General features: G+C 66.0%; 18 protein-coding genes and 1 pseudogene. 13 read left to right on the plus strand and 6 right to left on the minus strand.

The annotated features are described in order from the left end of the window. The first annotated feature begins 416 nt into the window (after nucleotides 1-416). From FV217_RS00225 to FV217_RS00245, 5 genes are all read left to right on the plus strand, one after another. The gene (locus tag FV217_RS00225; protein ID WP_147813111.1) at nucleotides 417-1,070 is read left to right on the plus strand and encodes a protein-L-isoaspartate O-methyltransferase; all 654 of its coding nucleotides are present in this window, start codon (nucleotides 417-419) and stop codon (nucleotides 1,068-1,070) included. 207 nt (nucleotides 1,071-1,277) lie between these two features. Next, nucleotides 1,278-2,729: a TolC family outer membrane protein gene (locus tag FV217_RS00230; protein ID WP_147813113.1), complete on the plus strand. Its 1,452-nt coding sequence runs from the start codon at nucleotides 1,278-1,280 to the stop codon at nucleotides 2,727-2,729. Nucleotides 2,730-3,017: 288 nt separating this feature from the next. Further along, nucleotides 3,018-3,536 (plus strand): DUF2497 domain-containing protein, encoded by a 519-nt coding sequence (locus FV217_RS00235; protein WP_147813397.1) that lies wholly within the window; start codon nucleotides 3,018-3,020, stop codon nucleotides 3,534-3,536. A gap of 132 nt (nucleotides 3,537-3,668) precedes the next feature. After that, on the plus strand, nucleotides 3,669-6,389 hold the full coding sequence (locus tag FV217_RS00240) for a valine--tRNA ligase (protein WP_147813115.1): 2,721 nt from the start codon (nucleotides 3,669-3,671) through the stop codon (nucleotides 6,387-6,389). An 18-nt stretch (nucleotides 6,390-6,407) separates the two neighbouring features. Continuing rightward, complete coding sequence (locus tag FV217_RS00245) at nucleotides 6,408-7,118, plus strand: DUF2459 domain-containing protein (RefSeq protein ID WP_147813117.1); 711 nt, start codon at nucleotides 6,408-6,410, stop codon at nucleotides 7,116-7,118. Nucleotides 7,119-7,121: 3 nt separating this feature from the next. Here the strand turns inward: FV217_RS00245 and sugE are convergent. Both sugE and FV217_RS00255 read right to left on the minus strand, forming a co-directional pair. Continuing rightward, nucleotides 7,122-7,435, minus strand: a pseudogene (sugE, locus tag FV217_RS00250) (quaternary ammonium compound efflux SMR transporter SugE). Between the two features lie 97 nt (nucleotides 7,436-7,532). Next, nucleotides 7,533-8,099: an HNH endonuclease gene (locus FV217_RS00255; RefSeq protein ID WP_147813119.1), complete on the minus strand. Its 567-nt coding sequence runs from the start codon at nucleotides 8,097-8,099 to the stop codon at nucleotides 7,533-7,535. Between the two features lie 633 nt (nucleotides 8,100-8,732). Between FV217_RS00255 and FV217_RS00260 the strand changes: the two genes are divergently transcribed. The 7 genes from FV217_RS00260 (at nucleotide 8,733) to FV217_RS00290 (ending at nucleotide 16,213) form a co-directional block, all read left to right on the plus strand. Further along, the gene (locus tag FV217_RS00260; RefSeq protein WP_147813121.1) at nucleotides 8,733-11,417 is read left to right on the plus strand and encodes a DUF3772 domain-containing protein; all 2,685 of its coding nucleotides are present in this window, start codon (nucleotides 8,733-8,735) and stop codon (nucleotides 11,415-11,417) included. A gap of 220 nt (nucleotides 11,418-11,637) precedes the next feature. Continuing rightward, nucleotides 11,638-12,555, plus strand: coding sequence for a tripartite tricarboxylate transporter substrate-binding protein (locus FV217_RS00265; protein ID WP_147813399.1), 918 nt, complete (start codon nucleotides 11,638-11,640; stop codon nucleotides 12,553-12,555). 116 nt (nucleotides 12,556-12,671) lie between these two features. After that, nucleotides 12,672-13,733, plus strand: coding sequence for an enoyl-CoA hydratase/isomerase family protein (locus FV217_RS00270; RefSeq protein WP_147813123.1), 1,062 nt, complete (start codon nucleotides 12,672-12,674; stop codon nucleotides 13,731-13,733). A 13-nt stretch (nucleotides 13,734-13,746) separates the two neighbouring features. Continuing rightward, on the plus strand, nucleotides 13,747-14,217 hold the full coding sequence (locus FV217_RS00275) for a DUF6163 family protein (protein ID WP_147813125.1): 471 nt from the start codon (nucleotides 13,747-13,749) through the stop codon (nucleotides 14,215-14,217). Nucleotides 14,218-14,448: 231 nt separating this feature from the next. Continuing rightward, a complete protein-coding gene (locus FV217_RS00280; RefSeq protein WP_147813127.1) occupies nucleotides 14,449-15,123 on the plus strand; it encodes a PspA/IM30 family protein in 675 nt (224 codons plus the stop codon). Between the two features lie 39 nt (nucleotides 15,124-15,162). Further along, entirely contained in the window at nucleotides 15,163-15,438 is a 276-nt protein-coding gene (locus tag FV217_RS00285) for a YiaA/YiaB family inner membrane protein (protein ID WP_147813129.1), read from the plus strand. Between the two features lie 79 nt (nucleotides 15,439-15,517). After that, nucleotides 15,518-16,213 carry a hypothetical protein gene (locus FV217_RS00290; RefSeq protein ID WP_147813131.1) on the plus strand — a complete coding sequence of 232 codons (696 nt, stop codon included), beginning with the start codon at nucleotides 15,518-15,520 and terminating at the stop codon, nucleotides 16,211-16,213. Here FV217_RS00290 and FV217_RS00295 read toward each other — a convergent pair. Together FV217_RS00295 and FV217_RS00300 are read right to left on the minus strand one after the other, a co-directional pair. Beyond that, nucleotides 16,210-17,988: an ABC transporter ATP-binding protein gene (locus FV217_RS00295; RefSeq protein WP_147813133.1), complete on the minus strand. Its 1,779-nt coding sequence runs from the start codon at nucleotides 17,986-17,988 to the stop codon at nucleotides 16,210-16,212. The two genes, FV217_RS00290 and FV217_RS00295, sit on opposite strands and share 4 nt — an antisense overlap. Nucleotides 17,989-18,820: 832 nt before the next feature. Then, the gene (locus FV217_RS00300) at nucleotides 18,821-20,545 is read right to left on the minus strand and encodes a GGDEF domain-containing protein (protein ID WP_147813135.1); all 1,725 of its coding nucleotides are present in this window, start codon (nucleotides 20,543-20,545) and stop codon (nucleotides 18,821-18,823) included. A gap of 358 nt (nucleotides 20,546-20,903) precedes the next feature. Between FV217_RS00300 and FV217_RS00305 the strand changes: the two genes are divergently transcribed. Continuing rightward, nucleotides 20,904-21,281 (plus strand): nucleotidyltransferase domain-containing protein, encoded by a 378-nt coding sequence (locus FV217_RS00305; RefSeq protein ID WP_238231114.1) that lies wholly within the window; start codon nucleotides 20,904-20,906, stop codon nucleotides 21,279-21,281. A 158-nt stretch (nucleotides 21,282-21,439) separates the two neighbouring features. On the opposite strand, the gene FV217_RS00310 is transcribed toward FV217_RS00305, so the two are convergent. Together FV217_RS00310 and parE are read right to left on the minus strand one after the other, a co-directional pair. Beyond that, entirely contained in the window at nucleotides 21,440-22,387 is a 948-nt protein-coding gene (locus FV217_RS00310) for a hypothetical protein (RefSeq protein WP_147813137.1), read from the minus strand. Between the two features lie 64 nt (nucleotides 22,388-22,451). Further along, nucleotides 22,452-24,518: a DNA topoisomerase IV subunit B gene (gene parE, locus FV217_RS00315; protein WP_147813139.1), complete on the minus strand. Its 2,067-nt coding sequence runs from the start codon at nucleotides 24,516-24,518 to the stop codon at nucleotides 22,452-22,454. Nucleotides 24,519-24,818: the final 300 nt, after the last annotated feature.

Here is a 24,818-nt window from a genome sequence, read left to right on the forward strand (position 1 = left end):
AACTCAGACCCTCGGCATGCCAAGCTCAAAGCTTCGCATGAGGCGCGCCGCGCTTTCTACGCTTACCGGAGCCGGGGCTGCGGCACTCTCGGCGCAGATGATGGGCCGCTTTTCAGCGGCCGTCACGCCAACGCGACACGAAGGCAACGCCCGGCAACAAAGCTGTCCGGTGAAGCAGTACGGCCATATCTCGGGCGGCCCGCACTGTCGGCCCGATGGGCCGTAGGGACGAGGATCGGTAGGGCAGAAGCTCCACCTTTTTCGTCTCTGCCAACCGGTCGGCTGTCGATCCCTATCGCGAAAATCTTGCGTTTTTGGAATCGATCCACGACAACCCGGCCGCTGCTGGAGCGCCGGGCGACCAAGGGGGTCGTCCAAGGCTGCGACGGCGCCTTCCGAAGATGGTGCGGCATCTCATGCTCGATCACGCCCAGGCACGGCAGCTCATGGTCGATTGCCAGCTGCGCACCTTCGATGTGAACGACGTTGCCGTTCTCGACGCCTTCGCCACCGTGCCGCGCGAGCGATTCGTGCAGCCGGGGACGGAGGATTTCGCTTACATCGACCGTACCCTGAGAATCGGTGCAGATGACGGCGGGGGCCGGGCGATGCCCGCTCCGATGGTACTGGCCCGCATGATCCAGGCGCTCAAGATCCGGCCCGGCGCGCGCGTCCTCGACGTTGCGGCAGGTTACGGTTACGGCACCGCACTCCTCTCCGAACTCGACGCACGCGTCGTCGCCCTCGAATGCCAGGCAGATCTGGCGCAGGCGGCACGTGAACGCCTCGGCCAGACCGCCGAGGTCATCCATGGACCACTCCGCGAAGGCGCAGCGGCGCAGAGCCCCTATGATGCGATTCTCGTTCAGGGCCGCATCGAGACCCGGCCGCAGGGCCTTCTCGACCAGCTCCGCACAGACGGACGCCTTGTCTGCCTGTTTGGCCCGGACCGTAGCGCGAAGGTGACGCTGTTCGTCCGCGCAGGCGACGCATTCGGCTCCCGTCCGCTCTTCGATGCCAATCTGCCGGCACTGAGGGACTTCACCACGTCACACGGTTTCACCTTCTGATCCTGCGCAGCAGCTATCTTGGAGCGGTGTCGCCTTTATGTGGCACCGTCGATCAATCGAACATTGCCATCCCGCGCAATCTGGTCGGTGGTGCCGTGTATCGGCTAAGCTCGCTCCGAGGCGGGCAAGCTGGCATCGCGTGTTCGACGCGTTAGAGGCCGCGTTGCAATACGCGGCCGCCGGTTCATTCAGAAACCGCAAGGGCTGATGAGCGTGAGTGTAAGGACACCAGCGGCACGGTGGTCGCGTAGGTTGTCGGGCGCTGCAGTTCTGGCGCTCGTAGCTGCCGTACCCGCCGGAGCCGAGACCTTGGAGAGCGCGTTGTCGCGGGCATATGCCGCGAATCCGGCTCTCAATTCGGAGCGTGCGCGGCTGCGCTCGGTCGATGAGACCGTGAGCCAGGCGCAAGCGGGCTATCGCCCGACCGTGTCACTCGACGCCGATATCGGCGTCCAACAATTCGAAGGCATCCTGGCCGGTCAGCGTGCGGGAGGAGGCGGACTTCTCGGCTCGGGCATTGGGTCAGGGTCTACAACGAATGGCGGCGCGCTCGTGACGCGCCCCGGCGGAGCGTCCCTGACGATCAACCAGACGCTTTTCAACGGCTTCCGAACCGACAACCAGACTCGTCAAGCCGAGTCGAACGTGCTGACCAACCGGGAGGCCATCCGTCTCACGGAAATGACGACGCTTTTCAACGCTGCGCAATCGTACATGAACGTGCTGCGCGACACCGCGAATCTCGAACTGCAGCGCAACAACGTCGAGGTGCTCGAAGAGCAGCTCCGCCAGACCCGTGATCGCTTCAATGTCGGCGAGGTGACCCGTACCGACGTGGCCCAAGCCGAGGCGCGTCTCTCTGGTGCCCGCTCCCAGGTCAGTGCGGCCGAGTCGCAGTTGCGCTCCTCGATCGGCATCTACCGGCAGAACATCGGCGTCGAACCGCGCCAGCTGGCTCCGGGCCGGCCGCTCGACCGCTACGTGCCCAAGAGCTTGGAAGAAGCCGTCAATATCGGATTGCGCGAGCACCCGCAGATCCTTGCTTCGTTCCATGCGGTCGACGCGGCGGAACTGCAGGTCAAGGTGGCCGAGAGCATGCTCTACCCGACGGCCGGCATCTCCGGCTTGGTGCAGCAGCGCTACGACCAGCAGTTGCCGGGCGACAACGGCGTGACCGCGTCCATCGTCGGACGGATCTCCGTTCCGATCTATCAGGGCGGTACCGAGTACTCGCAGATCCGTCAGGCCAAGGAGTTGGTCGGCCAAGCCAGACTCATCGCCGAGCGCGACCGCGACTCGGTCCGCTCATTGATCGTGCAGGCCTGGGGACGCCTCGAAGCCGCCAAGGCCCAGGTGCTGGCCTCTCAGGCCCAGGTCCAGGCGAACGAGGTGGCGTTGAACGGCGTCCGCGAGGAGGCCCGCGTCGGCCAGCGCACGACTCTCGACGTGTTGAACGCACAGCAGGAACTCCTGAACTCGCGCGTCAACCTGATCCTGGCCCAGCGCGACCGGGTGGTGAATTCCTACGACGTCGTACAGACGATCGGCCGATTGACCGTGCGCTACACCTCTTTGCCCGTAGCAGCCTACAGCCCGAAAGAGCATTTCGATCAGGTCAAGGACCTCTGGTACGGGGTGAGCACACCGGACGGACGCTAAAGCGGGAATCATCGATCGGCCGACGACGAGACAGTGCATCTGACGAAACTCCCACTGCATTGCCGTAACCAGTGGGAGCAATCCCGTCGGCCGGGAATCTTGCACGAGACGCTAAAATCCTCTTCGGCAACTCGGAGAGTTCGGCTTATCCTCAAGGGATGAGCGTAAAATATTAACCATCATAGCCGATTCTTTTCCGCACCCCTCGCGTGAGTCGTCGTCAGGATGAGTGCTGCAAGCCCGAAGTTTCCGGATACGATGAAGGACTCCTCTGCGGGGGAGCCGTCGATGGAGGACATCCTCGCCTCCATCCGTCGCATCATCGCCGACGACAACGCGCCCGAGGCAGAGCCCGAAGCCGCGCCGCCGCCTGCGCCCAAGCCCCGGCTCGACGACGTGCTCGATCTCGCTCAGGTCGCCAAGCCCGTGCGGCGCCCACAGCCCGTCGCATTCGATCCGCCCGAGATCGAATTCGACATCGACGAGGTCGATTTTTCGACGCCGGAGCCCGAGCCGGTCCCGGTAGCCCCTCCGCCCCCTCCGCAGAGCAGCGCGCCGGAGCGATTGCAGGCCGCCGTCGAAGAGCAGGTGGTGGAGCGTCTCGTCTCGAAAACGACCGACGACAGCGTCGGACAGCACTTCACGATGCTCGCCCACACCGTGCTGACGAACAATGCCCGCACGCTGGAGGACCTCGTCAAGGACATGCTTCGGCCGATGCTGAAGTCCTGGCTCGACGACAACCTGCCGACGATGGTCGAGCGGCTGGTTCGCGCGGAGATCGAGCGGGTCGCGAGGGGACGCTAAGTTTCGGATACCGAGGCTCGGACGCCGGGTCTCGGGCGCCGAGCGATGCCCCGTGGTTGACGGCAGGGCGGCGAAGGGTTGAAAGCGGCGGCATCTTCAAAAGACCGCCCGCACGATCGGCCCGACCGCCTCATGATGGACAAGACCTTCGATCCCGCCGCCGTCGAAGCGCGCGTCGGTGCTGCCTGGGAGGCCGAGGGCGCCTTCAGGGCCGGCAGGCCCGAGCGCGCCGGCGCCGAGCCCTATTGCATCGTGATCCCGCCGCCGAACGTGACGGGATCGCTGCATATCGGCCACGCACTCAACAACACGCTGCAGGACATCCTCTGTCGCTTCGAGCGCATGCGCGGACGCGACGTGCTCTGGCAACCGGGCACCGATCACGCCGGCATCGCCACGCAGATGGTGGTCGAGCGCCGTCTCATGGAAACCCAGCAGCCGGGCCGGCGCGAGCTCGGCCGTGAGGCCTTTCTCGAAAAGGTCTGGGCCTGGAAGGCGGAGTCGGGCGGGGCCATCGTCGGCCAGCTGAAGCGCCTCGGTGCCTCCTGCGACTGGTCGCGCGAACGCTTCACCATGGACGAGGGCCTGTCGCAGGCCGTCCTCAAGACCTTCGTCGACCTCCACGCACAGGGCCTGATCTACCGCGACAAGCGCCTCGTGAACTGGGATCCGAAGTTCCAGACCGCGATCTCCGACCTCGAGGTCCTGCAGGTCGAGACCAAGGGGCACCTCTGGTACTTCGACTATCCGGTCGTGGACGAGGCCGGCGCGCTCACCGGCGAAACCATCACGGTCGCCACGACGCGGCCCGAAACCATGCTCGGCGACACCGCCGTCGCGGTGCATCCGGAGGACGAGCGCTATACGACGCTGGTCGGAAAGCGGGTGCTGCTGCCTCTGGTGCGTCGGCCGATCCCGATCGTCGCCGACACCTATTCCGATCCCGAGAAGGGCACCGGTGCAGTCAAGATCACCCCGGCCCACGATTTCAACGACTTCGAGGTCGGCAAGCGGCACTCCTTGCGCCCGATCAACGTGCTCGACGAGGAGGGGCAGATGCTGCTCGTCGGCAACGACGCCTTCTTCGAGGGTGCCGAGCCGGAGCCGCCGGCGCTCGAACTGCACGGCCTCGACCGCGCCGTCGCCCGCAAGCGCGTCGTCGCGCTGATGGAAGAGCGTGGCCTGCTGCTCAAGATCGAGCCGAACGCCCATGCGGTGCCGCATGGCGACCGCTCCGGCGTCGTGATCGAGCCCTATCTCACCGATCAATGGTACGTGAACGTCAAGCCGCTGGCCGAGCGCGCGCTTCAGGCCGTGCGCGACGGCCAGACCCGGTTCGTCCCCGAGAACAACGAAAAGGTCTTCTTCCAGTGGCTCACCAACATCGAGCCGTGGTGCATCTCGCGCCAGCTCTGGTGGGGCCACCAGATCCCGGTCTGGTATGACGAGGAGGGCGGCATCTACGTCGCCATGAGCGAAGCCGAGGCGCAGGCCAAGGCCGACGCGGCCCGTGGCGGTCCCGTCACGCTGCGGCGTGACGAGGACGTCCTCGACACGTGGTTCTCCTCGGCGCTCTGGCCGTTCTCGACCCTCGGCTGGCCCGAGACGACACCGGAACTCGCACGCTACTACCCGACCAACACTCTGGTCACCGGCAAGGACATCCTGTTCTTCTGGGTCGCCCGCATGATGATGATGGGCCTGCATCTCACCGACAAGGTGCCCTTCGACACGGTGTACCTGCACGCCCTGGTGCGCGACGCCACCGGCGCCAAGATGTCGAAATCCAAGGGCAACGTCGTCGATCCGATCGGCCTGATCGAGCAATACGGCGCCGATGCCCTGCGTTTCACCCTGGCCGCGCTCGCCGCGCCCGGGCGCGACATCAAGCTCGGGCCGAACCAGGTCGAGAGCTACCGCAACTTCGCGACGAAGCTCTGGAACGCCTCGCGCTTCGCCGAACTGAACGGCTGCCGCCTCGATCCCGCCTTCCGGCCGGAGAGCGCGAACGCCGTCCTTAACCGTTGGGCGCTCGGCGAGGCTGCCCGCGCGGTGACCGAAGTGGGTACGGCGCTCGACGCCTACCGATTCAACGATGCCGCCGCCGCAGCCTACCGCTTCGTCTGGAACATCTTCTGTGACTGGTATCTCGAACTCGCCAAGCCCGTGCTGCAGGGCGAGGGCGTTGACGCCGCGCTGAAGGACGAGACGCAGAAGACCATCGCGTTCCTGATCGACCAGATCGCCAAGCTGCTGCACCCGTTCATGCCGTTCCTCACGGAAGAGCTGTGGGCGATCAAGGGGGAGGGCATCGCCGATCGCGGGCTGCTCACGCTCGCGCCCTGGCCGGATCTGTCCGGGCTCGCCGACAGCTCCGCCGAGTCGGAGGTCGGCGTCGTGGTCGATCTCGTCTCGGAAATCCGCTCGGCCCGCTCGGAGACCAACGTTCCGGCCGGTGCGCAGATTCCGCTGGCGCTCGTCGCCGTCGATGAGAGCGTGCGCGAGCGCGTCGGGCACTGGCACGACACCCTCCTTCGTCTCGCCCGCCTCTCGGAGATCCGTTTCGTGGCGGAAGCGCCGAAGAACTCGGTGCAGCTCTTGGTACGCGGCACTGTCGCCGCTCTTCCTCTAGAAGGGATTGTCGATCTCGGCGCCGAGGTCGCGCGCCTTCGGAAGGAGGAGGGCCGCACGGTCACCGAGATTGGCAAGATCGACTCTAAGCTCGGCAACGCCGACTTCGTCGCCCGTGCCCCGGAGGACGTAATCGAAGAGCAGCGCGAACGTCGCGACAGCGAGGCCGCGAAACTCGAAAAGATCCGAGAGGCGCTGGCGCGGTTGACGGATCAGAGCTGAAGACCGGATCGAAGCGCCATGGGATGGCTGCGCAGCTTCGGCCTCGCAGCGGCCGGCCTGCTCATCGTGTTCTTCTTCGCTGTCGTCCTGACGGCGAAGCCGGGTGACCCGGCCCTCTACCCACCCACGGACACCAATTCCCGAACGATCCACCTCGTCAGCCACGGCTGGCATTCGGGCGTCGTGCTGCCGCACGAGGCGCTGACGGGGGAGGGCACGGGCGCAGCGCTCCGTGCCGTGGCCACCCGCTTCCGCAACTACCAGAAAATCGAATTCGGCTGGGGCGAAGCCCGCTTCTATCGGACGACGCCGACGGTGGCGGATGTCGATTGGATGCTGGCGGCGAAGGCGCTGTTCACGCCCGGCGGCGCTGCGGGCGTGGTCCAGGTGGTCGGACTGCCAGACAACCTGCGCGCCGCCTTCCCGAATGCCGAGATCGTGCCGATCCGCGTCTCCCCGGCGGGCCTCGCTCGGCTCCTCGCTCGCCTCGACGCGGCGTTTCGCCTGGACGGGCAGCAGCCGGTCGAGGACGGCCCGGGCCTCTACGGGCCGAGCCTGTTCTATGCCGGCACCGGCCGCTTCTCGTTCGCGAATGTCTGCAACCACTGGACAGCGAATCTGCTCAGCGCCGCCGGCCTGCCGGTCGCGCCGGTAATCGATACCCACCCGCGCGGACTGATCCTCGACCTCGCTTGGCGGTCGGGCGCTACGGTTTTACCGCCGCTTTGATCATCATTCAGCGAGCTTCAACCCCAAAATGCCCGCGACGACGAGGGTGATGCATCCGATGCGCGTGGCGGTGACGGGCTCGGCGAACAGCACAATTCCGAGAACGCGGTGCCGACCGTGCCGATGCCGGTCCAGACGGCATAACCGGTGCCGATCGGCAGCGTCCTAACCGCGAACGACAGCAGCACGACGCTGATGACCATGCTGACAAGCGTCCATACAGACGGCCAGAGTTTCGTGAATCCGTCAGCGTATTTCAGCCCGATCGCCCAACCGATCTCGAACAGGCCGGCAACGAACAGGATGGCCCAGGCCACGGCGGTCTCCTCGCCCAACGGTTCTTCAAGGCCGTCAATGACAAGGATCGGGGACGGGGGTGGTGCCGGATCGCACGCGGGCGTCCGGCACCCGTCCTCAGGTTTCGAGCGGGCTGTCCCAGTACAGAAAGTCGAGCCAAGTGTTGTGCAGTTCGTTCTTCGCCTTGGGCAGGCGCCTGGCGATGGCGTCGAGCTGGTAGGGCGACGGTTCGAAGGGCTGGCGACGCAGGTTCAGGCCGCTCTTCGCGAGCGAGCGGTTGCCCTTGCGCAGATTGTCGGCGCTGCAGCTCGCAACGATGTTCGACCAGACCGACTCGCCGCCCTTCGAGCGCGGGTTGACGTGGTCGAAGGTCAGTTCCTGCGGGGGCAGGCGCTCGCCGCAATACTGACAAGTGAACTCGTCGCGCAGGAAGAGGTGGTAGCGCGTGAAGGCGACCTTCTTGCGCCGGTGATAGCTCTTAAGGGCGACGACCGAGGGCACCTGGAACGCCTGGCTGGCGGAGTGGACCTCGATGTCGTCGTAGGTCTTCACCTGGATCACCCGGTCCTGCAGCACGGCGACGAGGGCGTCCTGCCAGTTCCAGACGGAGAGCGGCGCCCAGCTCACGGGCTGCATGTCGGCATTGAGGACGAGGGTGCGAAGATTGCCGACGGGCGCGTTCATGCGGCCCTCCTGGCACCAAGGGGCGCGGCGTCCGGTCGTTCGGAACGCCTAGAGATATTCGGGTCGGCGACGCAGGCTCGGATGCTCGTCATAGACGCAACTCTCTGATCGCGTGCACGAGCTCTGACCTCGTGGCTCGGTCCAATACTCCGATACGGCACAATATGGCACCCCCAAGCGCACGGCCAAGCCTTCGGAAGCTTGGCCGCTGGACTGCTGAAACGTCGGTGCGAGACGGGAGTGGACTGGAAACGCCAGCGACGACTGCCGAAAAGGGCAGCCGATGACACGTGGGCAGCAAGAGCGTCGGACGTCGTCACGACGGTCGTCGCTGCCCGGCAGCGAGACGACAAGGCCATGTCCATTGCTGCTCAGTCTAATATCGACGTGACAGGGTTGTGAAGGTGGGCCGTATCGGCGAGACGGCGGGCGCACAGGTTCCGCGATTGCCGGGCTGCCACGCGCGCGCCTTGCACCGTTTCGCCCCATTGATCCGCGACGGAGGGAGCGATGCCGGGGACGGAGACCGCGAGCCGCCCCATGCTCCTGTGCAGATCGGAGCAGCCCCTCAAAGTGATTCGGCCTGGAGGCACGCTCGCACCGAGCGCGCCCCGCACTCGAACAAGGACGACGATGGTTCGATCGACCTTTCGCGCCGCACGCATCGCGTGCTTCTCGGCCGTTCTGGCGGCGGCCGCCCTTGCGGTGCCGACGGGAGCGGTCGGGCAGGGAGCCGCGCCGAGCCCGCAGCAGGACCAGAAGACCGCTCCCGTGCCTCAGGCCGGCGGCGACAAGTCGCAGGCCGTTCCGCAGCCGGGCGCGACGCCGCAAACGGCGCCACCTTCGCCCGTCGCAAAGCCCGCACCGAAGCCCGCCGTCTCGGAGGGCATCAAAACGGTCCGCGAGCGCCTCGACGAGATCAAGGGCAACCTCGACGGTCGCGAGAAGGCCGTGACCGGCCGCAACGTCGGCGCCGGCGATCTCACCCGCGCTCGCGACGGGCTGGAGGCCGTCTCCGACCGGATCCGCGCGATCATCGCCGCCCTCGAACCACGCCTTGAAGCCGCCCGGGAGCGTCAGACCCAACTCGGGCCGAAGCCAAAGGACACTGAGGAGGGCGAGGACGTCGCCAAGGAGCGCGTCGAACGCGAGCACGCCGTAACCGAGATCGACGAGACCCAGCGGCTCGCCAAGTCGTTGCTCGTCCAGAGCGACCAGATCGTCGACCAGATCACCAACAAGCGCCGTGCCGCCTTCACTCGCGGCCTGTTCGAGCGCTCTTCGGCGCTGTTCAGTCCCGATCTCTGGATGAAGATCGGCGCGGACCTGCCGCGCGATCTGAATTCCCTTCAGGCGGCACTCGAGGACATCGTCACGCTGTTCGCGCGCAACGGCAGTCTCTGGAACCTGCTGGTCCTCGGCATCGCCTTCGGCATCTCGTTCGCGCTGTATTTCGGGCGCCGCAACATCGCGCCCAAGCTCGGCCGGCGCGATCCGAAGGTCGCGAATCCGACCCGACGTGCAAAGCTCCTGGCGGCTTGGCGCGTGCTGCTCCTCGGAACGGTGCCGGCCGTCGCCGGAAGCTACGCCGTCTACTACGCCCTCGACGCCACCGACCTGCTCCCGACCCGGCTGATGCCGGTAGCCAGCGCAATTCTGATCGGGCTGGCCTTCATCGCTTTCGTGCAGGCGCTCAGCGACGCGCTCCTCGCCGTCGGCAAGCCGGCCTGGCGGCCGACGCCGGTGAGCGATGCCGCCGCCTGGCGCATCCAGCTTCTCGCGGTGAGCATCGCGGTGGTCATCACCGTGTCGAAATCCACCGAGGCGCTCAATTCCGGCATCTACGCCGCGCTCTCGATCTCGATCGCCACCCGCGGCATCGGCGCGGTCACGGCCGCGCTGCTCCTGGCCATCGGCCTGCACCGCTTCGCTGATACGGCCGAGAAGGAGGAGGCCTGCTTCGGTCCCTACGTCGCCACCGAGACGTCGAGCAGCATCGGCGGGCCGTTGCGCCTGCTCGGCTGGGCGGCGACGGTCCTCGTCGGCCTCGGCGCGATCGTCGGCTACGTGGCGCTCTCGGCCTTTCTCGTCGATCAGCTGATCTGGACAGCGAGCCTGTTCGTCCTGCTCTGGCTGCTCATCGCCAGCGCCGACGTCTTCATCGGCGGCTCGCTCTCGGACGATACCAAGATCGCGACCGCGCTGCAGGCGAATACGGGCCTCCGCAAGCGCTCGCTGAACCAGATCGCCGTGCTCGCCACGGGCTTCGCCCGGGTCGTGCTCGTCGCGGTGGCGGTACTGCTGGCGCTGGCGCCCTGGGGGCTCGATTCGAATGACGTTTTCTCCTCGCTGCGCTCGGCCTTCTTCGGCTTCAAGGTCGGCGACGTCACGATCTCGCTCTCGGCGATCGTCTTCGGCGTCGGCATCCTCGTGCTCGGCGTGTTCATCACACGGTCGATCCAGCGTTGGCTCGAAAACACCTACCTGCCGGCGACAGATCTCGACGCCGGCCTGCGCAACTCGATCTCGACGGTAGCCGGCTATGTTGGCTTCCTGCTCGCGCTGGCGCTCGCGTTCTCCTATTTGGGCCTGAGCCTGGAAAAGCTGACCATCGTCGCCGGCGCGCTCTCCGTCGGTATCGGTTTCGGTCTGCAGTCGATCGTCAACAACTTCGTCTCGGGCTTGCTGCTGCTTTGGGAACGCCCGATCCGCGTCGGCGATCAGGTGCTGATCGGCGACAGCGAGGGCATCGTGAAGCGCATCTCGGTCCGCTCCACCGAGATCCAGACCTTCGACCGCTCGGCCGTGATCGTGCCGAACTCGAACCTGATCTCGGGCGTGGTGAAGAACCGGGTCCGCGGAGACCGCACCGGCCGGGTCATCATCTCGGTGAGCGTGCTGCGCAACCAGGATCCGGTCCGGGCCGCCGAGATGCTCGTGGCCTGCGCCAGCGCCCATGCCGACGTGCTCAAGGAGCCGCCGCCGCGGGTGGTCTTCAAGAAGATCGGCGATCCGTTCCTCGAGTTCGACCTGATCGCCCTCGTGACCGACGTCAACCTCGGCCAGAAGGTCCAGAGCGATCTGAACTTCTCGGTGTTCAAGACCCTCTCGGACGCGGGCTTCATCCCGGCGATGGGACCGGCCTCGAGCGTCGTCACCGTGCAGGGCCTCGAGCCGATGCGCGACGCCCTCGGCCAGATCGCGAGCGCCGTCGGCACCGGCGCTGCGCGCAGTCCCGTAACGGCGCAGGACGCGCCAGAAGGCGGCGACAGGGACGTGGAGCCCGCCCGGCGCAAGCTCGGAACGGCCGCCTCTTGATGCGTGGCAGAGGTCATGGGGCTTGCCTCGACCCATGCGTCGGGGCACTGCCGCGGTCTCGACACCGATCGGCACGAGCCTTGCCCAATGTGCCCATGCGCTCGTACCAGTGTGGCGTAGTCCTCGCGGAGGATGTCCGATGTCTGCCTTGAGTCTCTGCCGACCGCTGATTTTGGGTATTCTTGCTACGGCGGCGGTCGCAGCTGCACCGGCGGCCGTCATGGCGCAGCACGCCTATCCCAACCGGCCGATCACCCTCGTCGTACCCTTCGCGGCCGGCGGTCCGACCGACACGATCGCCCGGATCGTCGTCCCCCCGATGGCCAAGGCGCTGGGCCAACCGGTGGCGATCGAGAACGTCACGGGCGGCGGCGGCACCACAGGCATCACCCAGGCCTCGCTGGCCGAGGCCGACGGCTACACGATCATGATGGGCCACATGGGCACGCACGGGGCGGCGCCCGCTCTGTTCCGCGCCCTGAAATACGACCCAGCCCGGACCTTCGACCCGATCGGCGTCGCCGCCGGCACGCCGGTTGTGATCGTCGCCCGGAAGGACTTTCCGGCGAGCGACCTGAAGGGCTTCATCGCGGCTCTGCACGACAACGGCACGGCCTACAGTCAGGCCCATGCCGGCGTCGGATCGGTTTCGCATTCCGCCGGGATGCTGTTCGACTCGATCGTCAACGCGAAGCCGACCTTCGTGGTCTATCGCGGCACCGGCCCGGCGGTGAACGACCTGATCGCCGGTCAGGTCGACTTCCTCACCGACCAGATCGTCAACGTCGCTCCCCATCTCCAGGCCGGCACGATCCGGGCCTATGCCATCGCCACCCACGAACGCTCGCCGGTGCTGCCGGACGTGCCGACCACCCGCGAAGCGGGGCTGCCCGAGTTCGAGGTGACCGCCTGGAACGCCGTGTTCGCACCGAAGGGCCTGCCGAAGGAGGTCCGGGCCAGGCTCGTCGAGGCGCTCAACGCGGCCCTGGACGACCCGCCGACCCGCGACCGTCTGCTCAAGCTCGGCGGCAAGGTTCCTCAGGGCGCCGACCGGGGGCCTGCCGCCCTGCAAAAACTCGTTGAGAGCGAGGTCGCGCGCTGGACGCCGGCATTGAGGGCGGCCGTCGACAATCAATGAGCACGCCTGCGTCGCAGCGCTCGTTGGTTCCCCACGCAATCCGGTGAGCCGCCGTTCCGCGCTGATTGACGGAAACCGTAAGACTTCGTCTAAGCGCCTCAACGAGAGGGGCGTGCATGTCGGATCGGGCCGATCCTGAAATCATCCTGGAGAGGCGCGGCGCCGCTGGCCTGATCATCCTGAACCGGCCGAAGGCGCTCAATGCGCTGACGCTGCCGATGATCCAGGCGATGCATGCCCAACTGCGGTCCTGGGAAACGGAGGAGGCCGTCACCCGGATCGTCGTACGTGGCACAGGCGGCCGCGCCTTCTGCGCAGGCGGCGACATTCGCCAGATCTACGAGCTCGGCAAGGCTGGCTGCTTCGAGGAGACCCTCGCGTTCTGGCTCGCCGAGTACCAACTCGACGCCTACGTGAAGCGCTACCCGAAGCCCTACGTGGCCCTGATCGAGGGCGTGGTCATGGGCGGCGGCGTCGGCATCTCGGTGCATGGCGATATCCGCGTGGCCTCCGAAAAGTACATGTTTGCGATGCCCGAGACCGGCATCGGTTACTTTCCCGATGTCGGGATGACCTACGCGCTGCCGCGCCTGCCCGGCCGCACCGGCACCTACCTCGCGGTGACGGGCGCACGCGTGGGCGCGAGCGAGGCCCTCGCTCTCGGCCTTGCCACGCATTCGGCCAAGGCCGCCGACTTCGACGCCATCGTCGATGCGCTTGCCCAGGGTGACGACATAGAAGCGACGCTTGCAGCCTACGCGGCCGAGCCGCCCGGGACCGGCCCGCTCGTTACCGAGCGCAGCCTGATCGACGAGTGTTTTTCCGCCGACAGCGTGCACGACGTTCTCGGCCGCCTCGACGTGGCGGCTTCCTCCGGCGCATCCTTCGCCGCAGAGACGGCGGCCCTGATCCGCTCGCGCTCCCCGACGAGCGCGCTCATTGCCTTCGAGCAGATGCGGCGGGGCGTCGACTTGAGTTTCGAGGAAGCGATGCTGATCGAGTACCGCCTCTGCACCCGCGTGATGCGTGGCCACGACTTCTACGAGGGCGTGCGCTCTGTCATCGTCGACAAGGACGGCAAGCCCAGCTGGCAGCCGGCCACCCTCGACGCGGTCGACATGGCTGCAATCGCCACCGCTTTCGAGCCGATCGGCGGCTCCGAACCGTCCTTCGCTTGAGCAGGCCACATCTGTGAAGGCTCTGACCAAAGTCGGTACCACACGGGACGGCCGCGGCCGTATCGGCAGTGCCGAGGGCGCCAACGACCGTATTGAGCGCGTCGAACGCCGGCAGACCCGCTGGGACACCGTCCTCGTCTGGTTCATGCGCATTGTAGCGCTTGTCTGGATCGCCAAGGGTATTCTGACCTGGGCGGACATCGTCGATGTGCTGCCCGGCGCACCTTCCTTCGAAAGCGAGCCGCTCGGCCGCCAGACGGTGATCGTCTACTTCGCCGTGATCGACTTCACCGCCGCGGTAGGCCTCTGGCTGACCAGCGCATGGGGCGGCGTGGTGTGGCTCCTCGCTGCCACCAGCGGCATCACGCTGGCCGTACTGACACCGCAGTTGCTGCCGATGCCGATCGTGCTGGTCGCAATCCAGGGCTTGGCCATCTTCGTATATTTCACGCTGTCCTGGCTCGCCGCCCGCGAGAACCAGTGAGTTTCTCGAAGCCGCGATGGCGGACCGGGTGCCGCCTCCGAGGCACCGGAAGACTGCCAATTTCGAGACCGCGCGCCGTGACGTGAACAACGGCAGTGCATCGTACCGTCCACGGATCGCCTACCCGATCGAAGCCTCTCTTTGCACGACGTGCAAAATGTCACTTGAACAGCGTGCAAACTCGTGTGACTCATCCTGCGTGACACCGCTCACGCATGTGGAGACGCAACGATGTTCAAGCTGGTCCGCATCCTCGCCAGAGGCGCCACCGCCCGCGCCAGCGAGGAATTTCTCGATCGTAATGCCCTTCTGATCCTCGACCAGCAGGTCCGTGAGACCCGCGCCTCGCTCGAGCGCAGCCGGCGGGCGCTGGCAGCGGCAGTCGCCGCCGATCTCGCCGAAGGCCGCAAGCTTGCGGAGGTGGAAGCCCGCGCCGCAGACTTGGAAACGCGCGCCGTCGCCGCGCTCTCCGGAGGCCGCGAGGATCTCGCCAGAGAAGCCGCGCAGGCCATCGCAGAGCTCGAATCCGAGCGCGATGCGATCCGCGCTGCCCGCAGCCGCTACGAGACAGAGGTCGTCCGCATCCGTTCTCTCGTTGCCGACGCCAACAGGCGACAGGCCGAACTCGAGCGCGGACGCCGGACTGCGGCCGCCGCGGAAGCGGTCCGCCGCATGCGGGTTAATCCGGGCCCAGGCGAGTTGGCGACACTTTCCGAAGCCGAGGCCACGCTCGAGCGCCTGCGTGAACTGCAGCAGGAGGCCGCCGACACCGAGGCTGCGCTCTCCGAAGCCGATCCCGGCGCCGACATCGCCGAGCGCATGGAGCGCGAAGGTTTCGGCCCGCACAGCAACACGAGCGCCGATGCCGTTCTCGACCGCCTGCGCCGACGGGCCGAAGCCGCCTGACCCCTCACCGCATCACAGCCGTCCAAAGGAGCCTCCGCCATGACCACCGAAACCATTCATCAGCATTCCGGCGCCTGGGTGACCTTCACCTACGGCTCCTTCATCGCCTCGGCCGGCATGGTCGCCATCGGTATTCTGTTCATGCCGATCGATTTCTGGATGAAAGGCTACTTCGCCATGGGCGTGGTGATGCTCGTCCAGTCCTGCGTGACCTGCACCAAGACGATGCGCGATGTTCACGAAGGGCGCCGCATGCATAACCGTATCGAGGATGCCCGCACCGAGCGCCTGCTGATGTCGGTCGGCAAGGATTGAGGAAACGCACCGCTTGCACTCGCGGCGGTACGATGCCGCCGCGGGCCATCACCAGCCGATGAACGCCCCGGAGACGACGATGACCTCCCCGACCGCCGTCTCGACGGCAGCCATCAACTCGCCGCCAAACGACAAGAAAATCCCGATCGCAGTGAAGCTCGCCTATACGGCCTTCGCCGCCCTGCTTCTCCCGGTCTACCTCACCCATTACGGGCCGACGAACTTCCTTTACTTCTGCGATCAGGCCGTGCTGCTGACGCTGGTCGGGATCTGGATCGAGAGCCCACTGCTGATCTCACTCTGCGCCGTCGGCATCCTCGCACCGCAGTTGCTCTGGATCGTCGATTTCCTCGGCGGTGCCGTCGGAATTCCGATCACCGGCATGACGGAGTACATGTTCGACGCCTCCAAACCATTGCTCTTGCGGGCGTTGTCGGGCTTCCACGGCTGGCTGCCGCTGCTGCTCGTCTTCCTGGTCGCCCGGCTCGGCTACGACCGGCGGGCGCTACCGATCTGGAGCGCGATGGCGGTCGCAACCCTTTTGATCTGCTTCTTTCTGATGCCGTCGCCGCGGCCGGATGCCGGCCTACTGCCGGTGAACATCAACTACGTCTGGGGCTTCAGCGATGCGGTCGCGCAAGCCTGGATGCCGGCCTGGGCCTGGCTCGCGGCGATGGTCGTCGGGCTGCCGGCCCTGCTGTTCCTGCCGACGCATCTCGTGCTTCGCCGGCTGATGCCCAGCGTCGGCGGGACACGCGTCCTGGCAGAGGCTTAAGCCTCCGTCGTCTGTCCCGGCAGAACCTTGGCGAGTTCGGGGATCACGATCTCCGGCGGGCCGGAAGTCACCAAGCGGCCGGCCTCCAGAACGTGGACCATGTCGGCGTGGCGCAGCGAGGTCAGGCGGTGGGCGATCATGATGATCGTGCGCGTGCCGGCAAGCGCTCCGAGGGCCGCCATCACCGCCGTCTCGGTCTCAGCATCAAGGGCGCTGGTGGCCTCGTCGAACACGATGACGTCCGGGTCGTGATAGAGCGCGCGGGCGATGCCGATGCGCTGGCGCTGGCCGCCACTGAGCCGGGTACCGCGCTCGCCGACGCCGGTGGCGTAGCCCTGGGCCAAGCCGAGCACGAAATCGTGGATGCCGGCGAGCCGCGCGGCACGCTCGATCGCACCCTGGTCCACCTCATCCGCCGGAACGCCGAGCGCGATGTTTTCGGCGATCGTCCCGTCGATCAGGAAGACGTCCTGCGGCACGTAGCCGATGCGGTTCTGCCAGGCCGGCAGACTCGCCGCATCGAGGGCGTGACCGTCGATGCGGATGGTGCCGCGGGTGGGCGTCAGGATGCCGAGCACGAGCCCCACCAGCGTCGACTTGCCGGACCCTGTGCGGCCGACGAGCCCGATGGTGGCGTTGGCCGGGATCGTCAGGTCGATGCCGTCGAGCGTTGGGCGGCCGGGCTCGTAGTCGAAGCCGAGGCCGCTCAGCCGTATCGCCTTCGAGAAGGGCAGGCGTTCCTGCCCACGCGGTTCTGGCAAGCGCTCGCTCTTCAGTTCGTCCGCCACCACCTTCACTGCCGGCAGGTAAAAGCGGATGAGCGCCAACGAGTTGAAGATGTTCTGGAAGGCCGGCAGCATGCGGTAGCCGGCGAAGGCGAACAGCCCGAGCAGCGGTAGCAGCCCGGCGGTATCGTAGCCCCGAGACAGGGCGAACAGCACCACGACGATGACGCCGCCGAAGGCCAGGGATTCGATGACGTAGCGCGGCAGTTGCCCGGTCACCAGGCTCTCGGCGGAGTCCCTGGCATAGGCCCGGGCCGGCGCATCGAAGCCCGAGGAGAAGGTCTCGGCCCGTCCGTAGAGCTTCAGTTCCGTCAGCGCCCCGAAGGTCTCCTGCACGATCCGGTAGCGCCGCTCGTTGTCGACCACCGCACGGGCGCCGATCCGCGCCAGCCGCGCCCGCATCACCAGGAAGATCAACACGTAAAGTCCGCCGAAGCCGCCCCCGAGGAGCAGCGCGAGACGCGGCTGATAGAGGATCAGAAACACGATCACGGCGAGCGCCGAAGCGCCGCGCGAGGCGATCACCAGGGTCGGCGTCAGCACGCCGACGACGAGCCGGTCGGTCTCGCTGAGCACGTTCTTGGCGAGTTCGGCGCTGTTCGTATGCGCGAAGAACATCCGCTCGCGGTCGACATAGACGGCGAGCAGGCGCCGCGCGAAGCCGTAGCCGGCGAGGTTCGTGAAGAGGAGCTGGGTGAATGCGAGAGCGGCGTTGACGACGCTGGTGGTGAGGATGGCGATGAGGGCCGCGATCCCCGTCGTCACTAGGAAGGCGTGGTCGTCGACGAGGCCGAGCGATTGCCGGATCGCGGCGAGGGCAGGGATGCGCGCCGCCGCCGCCGGGTCGCCGACGAGCGTCAGGAACGGCACCACCGAGGCGACGCCGACCACCTCGAACAGGGCCGCCAGGGCGAGCCCGATCAGCAGCAGCACCAGCCGCCGCCGGTCGCGGGGGCGCATCACCCGCACGAGATCGACGAGGGGCTTCACGCCGCGGCTCCGGCGGGGCTCGAATGGGCAGGCGTGTCGCTCACGGGTGTCCTCAAGCCGTCGATGCCCGGTCTCTGCTCGCTCAGGCCGCGCAGGGCAAGGGCGGGGTCACGGCCGCCAGTCGCTGACGCCGGCGACGCAGCCGAGCCGGCGGTGGGCGAGGAGGGCCGGGGTGGCGAGGCTCTGGCGGAAGTCGGGGAGCACGGTCGGGGCGTATCGCACGAGTACCCGGCCGGGAAAAAGGGCGCCGGCCCGAGGGGCTCGGCCGCCGTTCGTTTCGCCGGAAATTCGGGACGTTCGTCCCGCCTGTCCCAGGCCGTCCCACGCGATCCGGGCCGCGAAACCGCCCCGTTTCGTCGCGCGCACGCGACGCCGGACGGTCTTGACGGCGCGCCGCTCCTATGCTAATAATCCTACACTATCCAGAAGACCACCGTCTGCGGTCGTGGGGCCGGCGAGGGGCGCCAGCCGCGAACGTGGGAGTGAGACCGTTTCCAGCAGATCAGGTTGCTTGGTGCGCGTGCCCCCTCTCCCCGCATGCTGGGAGTGGCCCGCACGGACCGTATCGTCCATGTGGGTAGCGGAGGCGAAGCCGAAGCGACGGTGAGGGGGCGACGCCGATCGTGGCTCCTCCGCCGAAGCCCCCTCACCGTCGTCTGCCACCACGCTTCGGCGACGACGAGGTCGCCGAAGCCCTCTCCCCGCAAGCGGGGCGAGGGGATGCGCACGGCCCGACCGGATCAACCGGAAGCGGTACGAGGGACAGGGACGCCGACACTGCAAGCTACGGCTTCCGACACGCCGCCATCACCAATGCGCCTCTCCAAAACCATCACTCCGCGGCGATGGGCAACACACCATCCCCGCTCTCGCCCCCGTCCGCCCAGCTGCGCCGTCCCGCGCGCACCGGGGCGAGCGCGACCCGGTTGCGACCGTTGTGCTTGGCCTTGTAGAGGGCGGTGTCGGCCGCCTTGACGAGGTCGGCGCTGTTGCTCGACGTGCAGGGCACCGAGGAGACGCCGAGGGAGGCCGAGACCTGGGCGCCGTGGGCGCCCGAGAGGCTCTCGATGCGGGCGCGGATCTGCTCGGCCTTGATCGCCGCGTCCTCGAGGCTGCAGTCGGGCAGGAACACGATCATCTCCTCGCCACCGTAGCGGCAGGCCACGTCGGTCTCCCGCAGGGTGCCGACGATCGCCGCCGCGGCCTCGCGCAGCACGGCATCGCCGGTGGCATGGCCGTGCTCGTCGTTGAGCCGCTTGAAGTGGTCGAGGTCGATCATGATCACCGAGACCTTGCGGCCCTCGCGCTCGGCGAGGCGCACGTAGCGGTCGAGGCTGTCCTCCATGTAGCGCCGGTTGTAGAGGCCCGTCAGCGGGTCGCGCAGGGCCTGGTTGCGCAGCTTTTCGCGCAGAGCGATGTTCGAGAGGGCGAGCGACATGGCGTCGCCCAGCGCCGAGCTCAGCGGCAGGATCGCCGCCAGCCGCTCTTCGGCACCCGCCCCGTGCGCGAAGATCTGCAGGAGGCCGAGATTCTCGCCGCGCGCCGCCATGGGGATTTCCAGGGCGGCGAGGCTGGAGGCGTGGTGCTCGCAGCAGAGCGCCCGCGCGCCGCTGCGGTTGATGTGCGGCTTGCCGCGCTTCATCGCCCAGCACTGATTGACCGTGATCTGCTCGGGCAAAGCCGCGGCATCGTCGCAGGCCCAGGAGGTCGAGAGCACGAGGCGGTCGCGCGAGTTGTTGAAGACGTAGAGCGCGCCGCCGAAGCCGCCGATCAGCTCGCCGGCCGTCGCCCGCAGCACCGCGTTCGCATCGTGATGGTCCGCTGCGCTCTGCAGCATGTCGGTCATGCCGAAGAGGTGGCCGACCTGGGTGCGCGACCGGTCCATCTCGGCCATGGCGGCGAGCCGCGCCTTCGCATCCCGCGCGCCGGAGCGGAAGGCGAAGATCATCATCGCGCCGATCAGGATCTGAGCGACGAGCACGAAGACCTTGCCGATCTCGATGCGGCTCTCGTGGATCGCGAAATGCGCGTTCCAATCGGTGAGGAAGGCGTCGAACGCGCTCCGGAGCCGGGCCACCTGGGCCGCACTGCGGCGCTGCTGCAGCAGACCCCGCGCCTCGGCGAACCGGCCGTCGCGCGCGACCGCCAGGACCTCCGTCCAGCTCGTCTCCAGCGCCTTCACGAGCGCGACCGCCGAGGGCCGCGTGCCGTCCTGCGCTCGCAGGAAGCGGTCGAGCTGCGCCAGCTTGTCTTCACGGCTGTGCAACGCCTCGAAGGCCCGGCTGTAGGCGGAATACTCTGTGTCCTGGTCGCCGAGCGAGGTGTTCAGAACATAGGCCTCGGCCTCCATCAGGCCTTCCTGCGCAATGCGCATCTGCCGCCCGCCCTCGCGCAGGTCGATCAGCCTCTGCTGGTTCCAGTTGGTGAAGAAGAACCCCGACAGGACGATGGTGATCATCAGGCCGACGAGGCAGATCTGCCCGACGAGCCGCCGCCCGATCCGGCCGCCGCGCCCGCCGGGCTCGGACGGCGCCGGCGCGGTGTCTGTCGTGATCATGGCGCGCGCTTTCAGCTCTCGGTGATCGAGACTGTCACCCGGCACCACAGCACGGGGGGTGAAACGCCGACGTTAAGATGTATCGTAAATTGCATTCTGGAGGTCGGGCCGGTGACGGTCCGCTCGGCTTCGTCCGAGACGATGCCGGCATGGCTCCGAGGGCCGCCAACGGCGTCGCAGCCCGCTCCGTCATCGCGAGCGCAGCGAAGCGATCCAGGGCCACAACCGCACCGTCGGCGCGTCGGCCCTGGATTGCTTCGGCTCCGCCTCGCAATGACGGCGAAGCCTCCTGCTGATGACGCGCTGGCCGGCGACGCCGACGGGGAACGCGAGAGTTGCGGGCGGCGAGCCCCGCCCCGTGGCGGAACTGCCGATCTCCATGCTATTTCTCACGCATCCGAGGAAGGCAGTCATGGCCGTCAATCCAGCGGACGATCCAGTCTTGATGCGCTTCCGCACCGCCGTGGACCGTATCTACGGCAAACGGATCGACCGCATCGTGCTGTTCGGCTCGCGGGCGCGAGGGGACGCACGGCCCGATTCCGATTACGATATCGGCCTCTTCCTGACCGAGCTGCATAGCTTCGACCGCGAGTCCCAGGCTCTCGCCGAGATCGAAACCGATATCCTGATGGCGACCGGTGCCGTCTTCAACGCTCTGCCGCTGCAGGCCGGCGCCTACACAGAGCGGACTGCATGGATGGGCGAACTGCGGCGCGACGGCGTGACGCTGTGAAACCGGGGGTGAGCCTATCTTGACAAAGCCGCCGAAGACTTGACGGACGCCCGGAAAATCATGACAATCTTCTTGCCGAACGTTAATACTGAGAACGTCCGAAATTTTGCGCCTTACGCGATTTTTGGCACTTCTCGGCACTGAAAATATTTCCGGTACTATTTATTTTTTAAATGTTTATTTAGAATGACCGGAAATTTTTTCCCGCCAATGTCGAAACTTAGTTCAGACCAATTAAATTCTGCATTGGTCGCATGAATAGCGGCATGTAGATTAGGAGATAAAACAATCATATTATCCTTTTCATCAGAGCCCCCGCGCGTTAGCCATCTAATATGATGGGCCTCTGTTATATCTACTGAAAAATCTTCCAAGACTTTCTGACCGGAAATCTGGCATCGTCCACCATACAGCTTTTTTAATTCTTTCACATGCTTGGCATCTCGGACAAAAACTTCGCGTAGATACTCTCTACGCTCAGAAGTAGCCCCATCAAGATTGTCGATAATATTTTTTAAAGCTTTATTTTCTAAAATGCTTTTTGTTTCAATATAATCTCTAAGACTTAAAATCCATTCTTGATTGCTGTTTTCGCTGGGATAAAATGCAGGCGATACGCCTGGGTACCCTTTTATCATAGCTGGAACTTCAAATATTCGATCTACTTCTTTAAGGAGACAGCAATCAAAAGCATTTGCAGAGGCTATATATATAAGTTTGTCTATATCCTTTAATTCTTTTGCAGCCGCTATTTTGGACCGCTCCATCATGTCGGCCGAGACACGGGCTTTGTTATACCACCCTACGACGTATCGATATCTCCGTTTGCTTATCGGATCTCTTTGAGAAGGGTGCGTTGCAGTCCAAATAACGAGAATATTATCTAAGTATTCAGCCTCGGTATCACCACCAAGCTTTTGGAGATTTACACGACCATTGCTAACAGCAGCATAACCATAACATCGGTCTTTATAGGGAAGAAAATTGAATGCTTCGTGAGGGCTTCCACCCTGTGTCATATGCCCAAACTGACCATAAGGCTTATCATTTTTTAACCCACAGTAATCTCTCATCCAAGCAATATGCAGAATCAAAATCTGTTTCATGCCTTAGCTCACAGGTAATTTTTGGACGTTTCCGTCTCTCAAACTAACTGCTCAATCAGAAAATTCAAATATCCAACTCAGCCCCATCCGCGAACGCCGCCCGCTCCTGAATGAACGCGAACCGCGCCTCCGGCTTGTTGCCCATCAGCCGGTCGACGGTGTCGCCGGTGCTCTCGCGGGCCTCGTCCAGAATCGCGACCCGGAGCAGCGTGCGCTTCTTCGGGTCCATCGTGGTCTCCTTCAACTGGGCGGGCATCATCTCGCCGAGGCCCTTGAAGCGGCCGATCTCGACCTTGCCGGCCTTGAAGACGGTCTTGATGATCCGGTCCTTGTCGGCGTCGTCGCGGGCGTAGTGGATCTTCGCGCCCTGCTGCAGGCGGTAGAGCGGGGGGATCGCGAGGTAGAGGTGGCCCTTGTCGATCAGTTTCGGCATCTGCCGGTAGAAGAAGGTGATCAGCAGCGAGGCGATGTGGGCGCCGTCGACGTCGGCGTCCGTCATGATGATCACCTTGTCGTAGCGCAGGTCCGCCTCGCGGAAGTTGGCGAGGGTGCCGCAACCGAGCGCCAGGGTCAGGTCGCCGATGAGCTGGTTGGCGCCGAGCTTGTCCCGGCTGGCCGAAGCGACGTTCAGGATCTTTCCGCGCAAGGGGAGAATGGCTTGGGTCTTCCGGTCGCGCGCCTGCTTGGCGGAGCCGCCGGCCGAATCGCCCTCGACGATGAAGATCTCGGAGCCGGCCGTGCCGGCGGCCGAGCAGTCGGCCAGCTTGCCGGGCAGGCGCAGCTTGCGGGTGGCGCTCTTGCGGGCGACCTCCTTCTCCTGGCGGCGGCGCAGGCGCTCCTCGGCGCGGTCGATCACCCAGTCCAAGAGCTTGTTGGCCTGGGCCGGGGAGGCGGCGAGCCAATGGTCGAAGGCGTCTCGGATCCCGGTCTCGACGATGCGCGAGGCCTCGACGGTGGCGAGCTTGTCCTTGGTCTGGCCCTGGAATTCCGGCTCGCGGATGAACACGGACAGCATCGAGGCGCAGGTGGCCATGACGTCGTCGGTGGTGACGTGGGCCATGCGCTTGGCCTGGTTCACGCGCTCGGCATGCTCGCGGAGCGCCCGGAGCAGCGCGACGCGCAGGCCCGCCTCGTGGGTGCCGCCCTCGGGCGTCGGGATCGTGTTGCAGTAGGAGGACGACACCCCGTCGTCCTGCACCATCCAGGCGACGGCCCATTCCATGGAGCCGTGGCCGCCGGGCTTGGTGATCTTGCCCGAAAACACCGCTTCGGTGACGAGCTCCTTGCCGTCGATCTCGCGGCCGAGATAGTCGCGCAGGCCGCCGGGGAATTTATGCACGGCTTCGGACGGGACTCCCTCCATGCCCTCGACGAGGGACGGCGCGCAGCGCCAGCGGATCTCGACGCCGCCGAAGAGGTAGGCCTTGGAGCGCGCCATCTTGAAGAGGCGGCGCGGGTCGAAATGGTGGGCCCCGAAGATTTGGGCGTCGGGGTGGAAGCGCACGCGGGTGCCGCGCCGGTTGTTGACGCGCCCGACCTCGACGATCGGCCCCTGCGCATGCCCGCGGGAAAAATTCTGGCGGTAGAGGGTCTGGTTGCGGGCGACCTCGACTTCGAGAACGTCCGACAGGGCGTTCACCACCGAGATGCCGACGCCGTGCAGGCCGCCGGAGGTCTCGTAGACCTTGGAATCGAATTTACCGCCGGCATGCAGCGTGGTCATGATGACCTCGAGCGCCGACTTGCCGGGAAACTTCGGGTGCGGGTCGATGGGGATGCCGCGGCCGTTATCGGTCACGACGAGGCTGCCGCCTTCCTCGAGCTCCACCTCGATGAAGCTGGCATGGCCCGCCACCGCCTCGTCCATCGAATTGTCGATCACCTCGGCGAAGAGGTGGTGCAGGGCGCGGTCGTCCGTGCCGCCAATATACATGCCGGGCCGGCGCCGCACCGGCTCCAACCCCTCCAGCACCTCGATGTCGGAGGCGTTATAGCCCGCCTCGGCGCTCTCGACCGCCGGCACGACCGCGACCTTGCGGCGGCGCTCGGCGGCGTCCGGCTGGACGTCCTTCGGCGTGGCGGCTGCTCCCTTGGCTCCGGGACCGAACAGATCGCGTGCGGGGTCGCTCACGCGGCGGCTCCGGACGCCTGGGTTTGGTCGCGCAGCATTCGCCTTCATCCCTCGATCGTACCAGAACAGAACGGAAACAAACAGCGCGATTCCGTCGCCCGGGCGCAGCGCATCATCGCATGCGGGCCGGGGCCGAGCCAGTGAGCGGCCGACACGCCGGCCGGCGCAGGCAGCCCGGTGTCATCGGAGTGTCGGCTCGCCGTGGTTAACATCGCGTCGCAGGCCGCCTCCGGCACGGAACCGGGTGCGACATTCGCGCGTTGGTTAACGCAATGGTCAAGCTTTGCCGCCGACCCGACG

Origin of the sequence: Methylobacterium sp. WL9, assembly GCF_008040035.1 — a bacterium.
GTDB lineage: Bacteria > Pseudomonadota > Alphaproteobacteria > Rhizobiales > Beijerinckiaceae > Methylobacterium > Methylobacterium thuringiense.

Bases quoted from the DNA above. Each gene is read 5' to 3' on its own strand.
- FV217_RS00235 (WP_147813397.1), top strand. From the start codon at position 3,018: ATGGAGGACATCCTCGCCTCCATCCGTCGCATCATCGCCGACGACAAC.
- FV217_RS00270 (WP_147813123.1), top strand. From the start codon at position 12,672: ATGTCGGATCGGGCCGATCCTGAAATCATCCTGGAGAGGCGCGGCGCC.
- FV217_RS00245 (WP_147813117.1), top strand. From the start codon at position 6,408: ATGGGATGGCTGCGCAGCTTCGGCCTCGCAGCGGCCGGCCTGCTCATC.
- FV217_RS00225 (WP_147813111.1), top strand. From the start codon at position 417: ATGCTCGATCACGCCCAGGCACGGCAGCTCATGGTCGATTGCCAGCTG.
- FV217_RS00255 (WP_147813119.1), bottom strand. From the start codon at position 8,099: ATGAACGCGCCCGTCGGCAATCTTCGCACCCTCGTCCTCAATGCCGAC.
- FV217_RS00230 (WP_147813113.1), top strand. From the start codon at position 1,278: ATGAGCGTGAGTGTAAGGACACCAGCGGCACGGTGGTCGCGTAGGTTG.
- FV217_RS00280 (WP_147813127.1), top strand. From the start codon at position 14,449: ATGTTCAAGCTGGTCCGCATCCTCGCCAGAGGCGCCACCGCCCGCGCC.
- FV217_RS00260 (WP_147813121.1), top strand. From the start codon at position 8,733: ATGGTTCGATCGACCTTTCGCGCCGCACGCATCGCGTGCTTCTCGGCC.
- FV217_RS00290 (WP_147813131.1), top strand. From the start codon at position 15,518: ATGACCTCCCCGACCGCCGTCTCGACGGCAGCCATCAACTCGCCGCCA.
- FV217_RS00240 (WP_147813115.1), top strand. From the start codon at position 3,669: ATGATGGACAAGACCTTCGATCCCGCCGCCGTCGAAGCGCGCGTCGGT.
- FV217_RS00265 (WP_147813399.1), top strand. From the start codon at position 11,638: ATGGCGCAGCACGCCTATCCCAACCGGCCGATCACCCTCGTCGTACCC.
- FV217_RS00310 (WP_147813137.1), bottom strand. From the start codon at position 22,387: ATGAAACAGATTTTGATTCTGCATATTGCTTGGATGAGAGATTACTGT.
- FV217_RS00300 (WP_147813135.1), bottom strand. From the start codon at position 20,545: ATGATCACGACAGACACCGCGCCGGCGCCGTCCGAGCCCGGCGGGCGC.
- FV217_RS00285 (WP_147813129.1), top strand. From the start codon at position 15,163: ATGACCACCGAAACCATTCATCAGCATTCCGGCGCCTGGGTGACCTTC.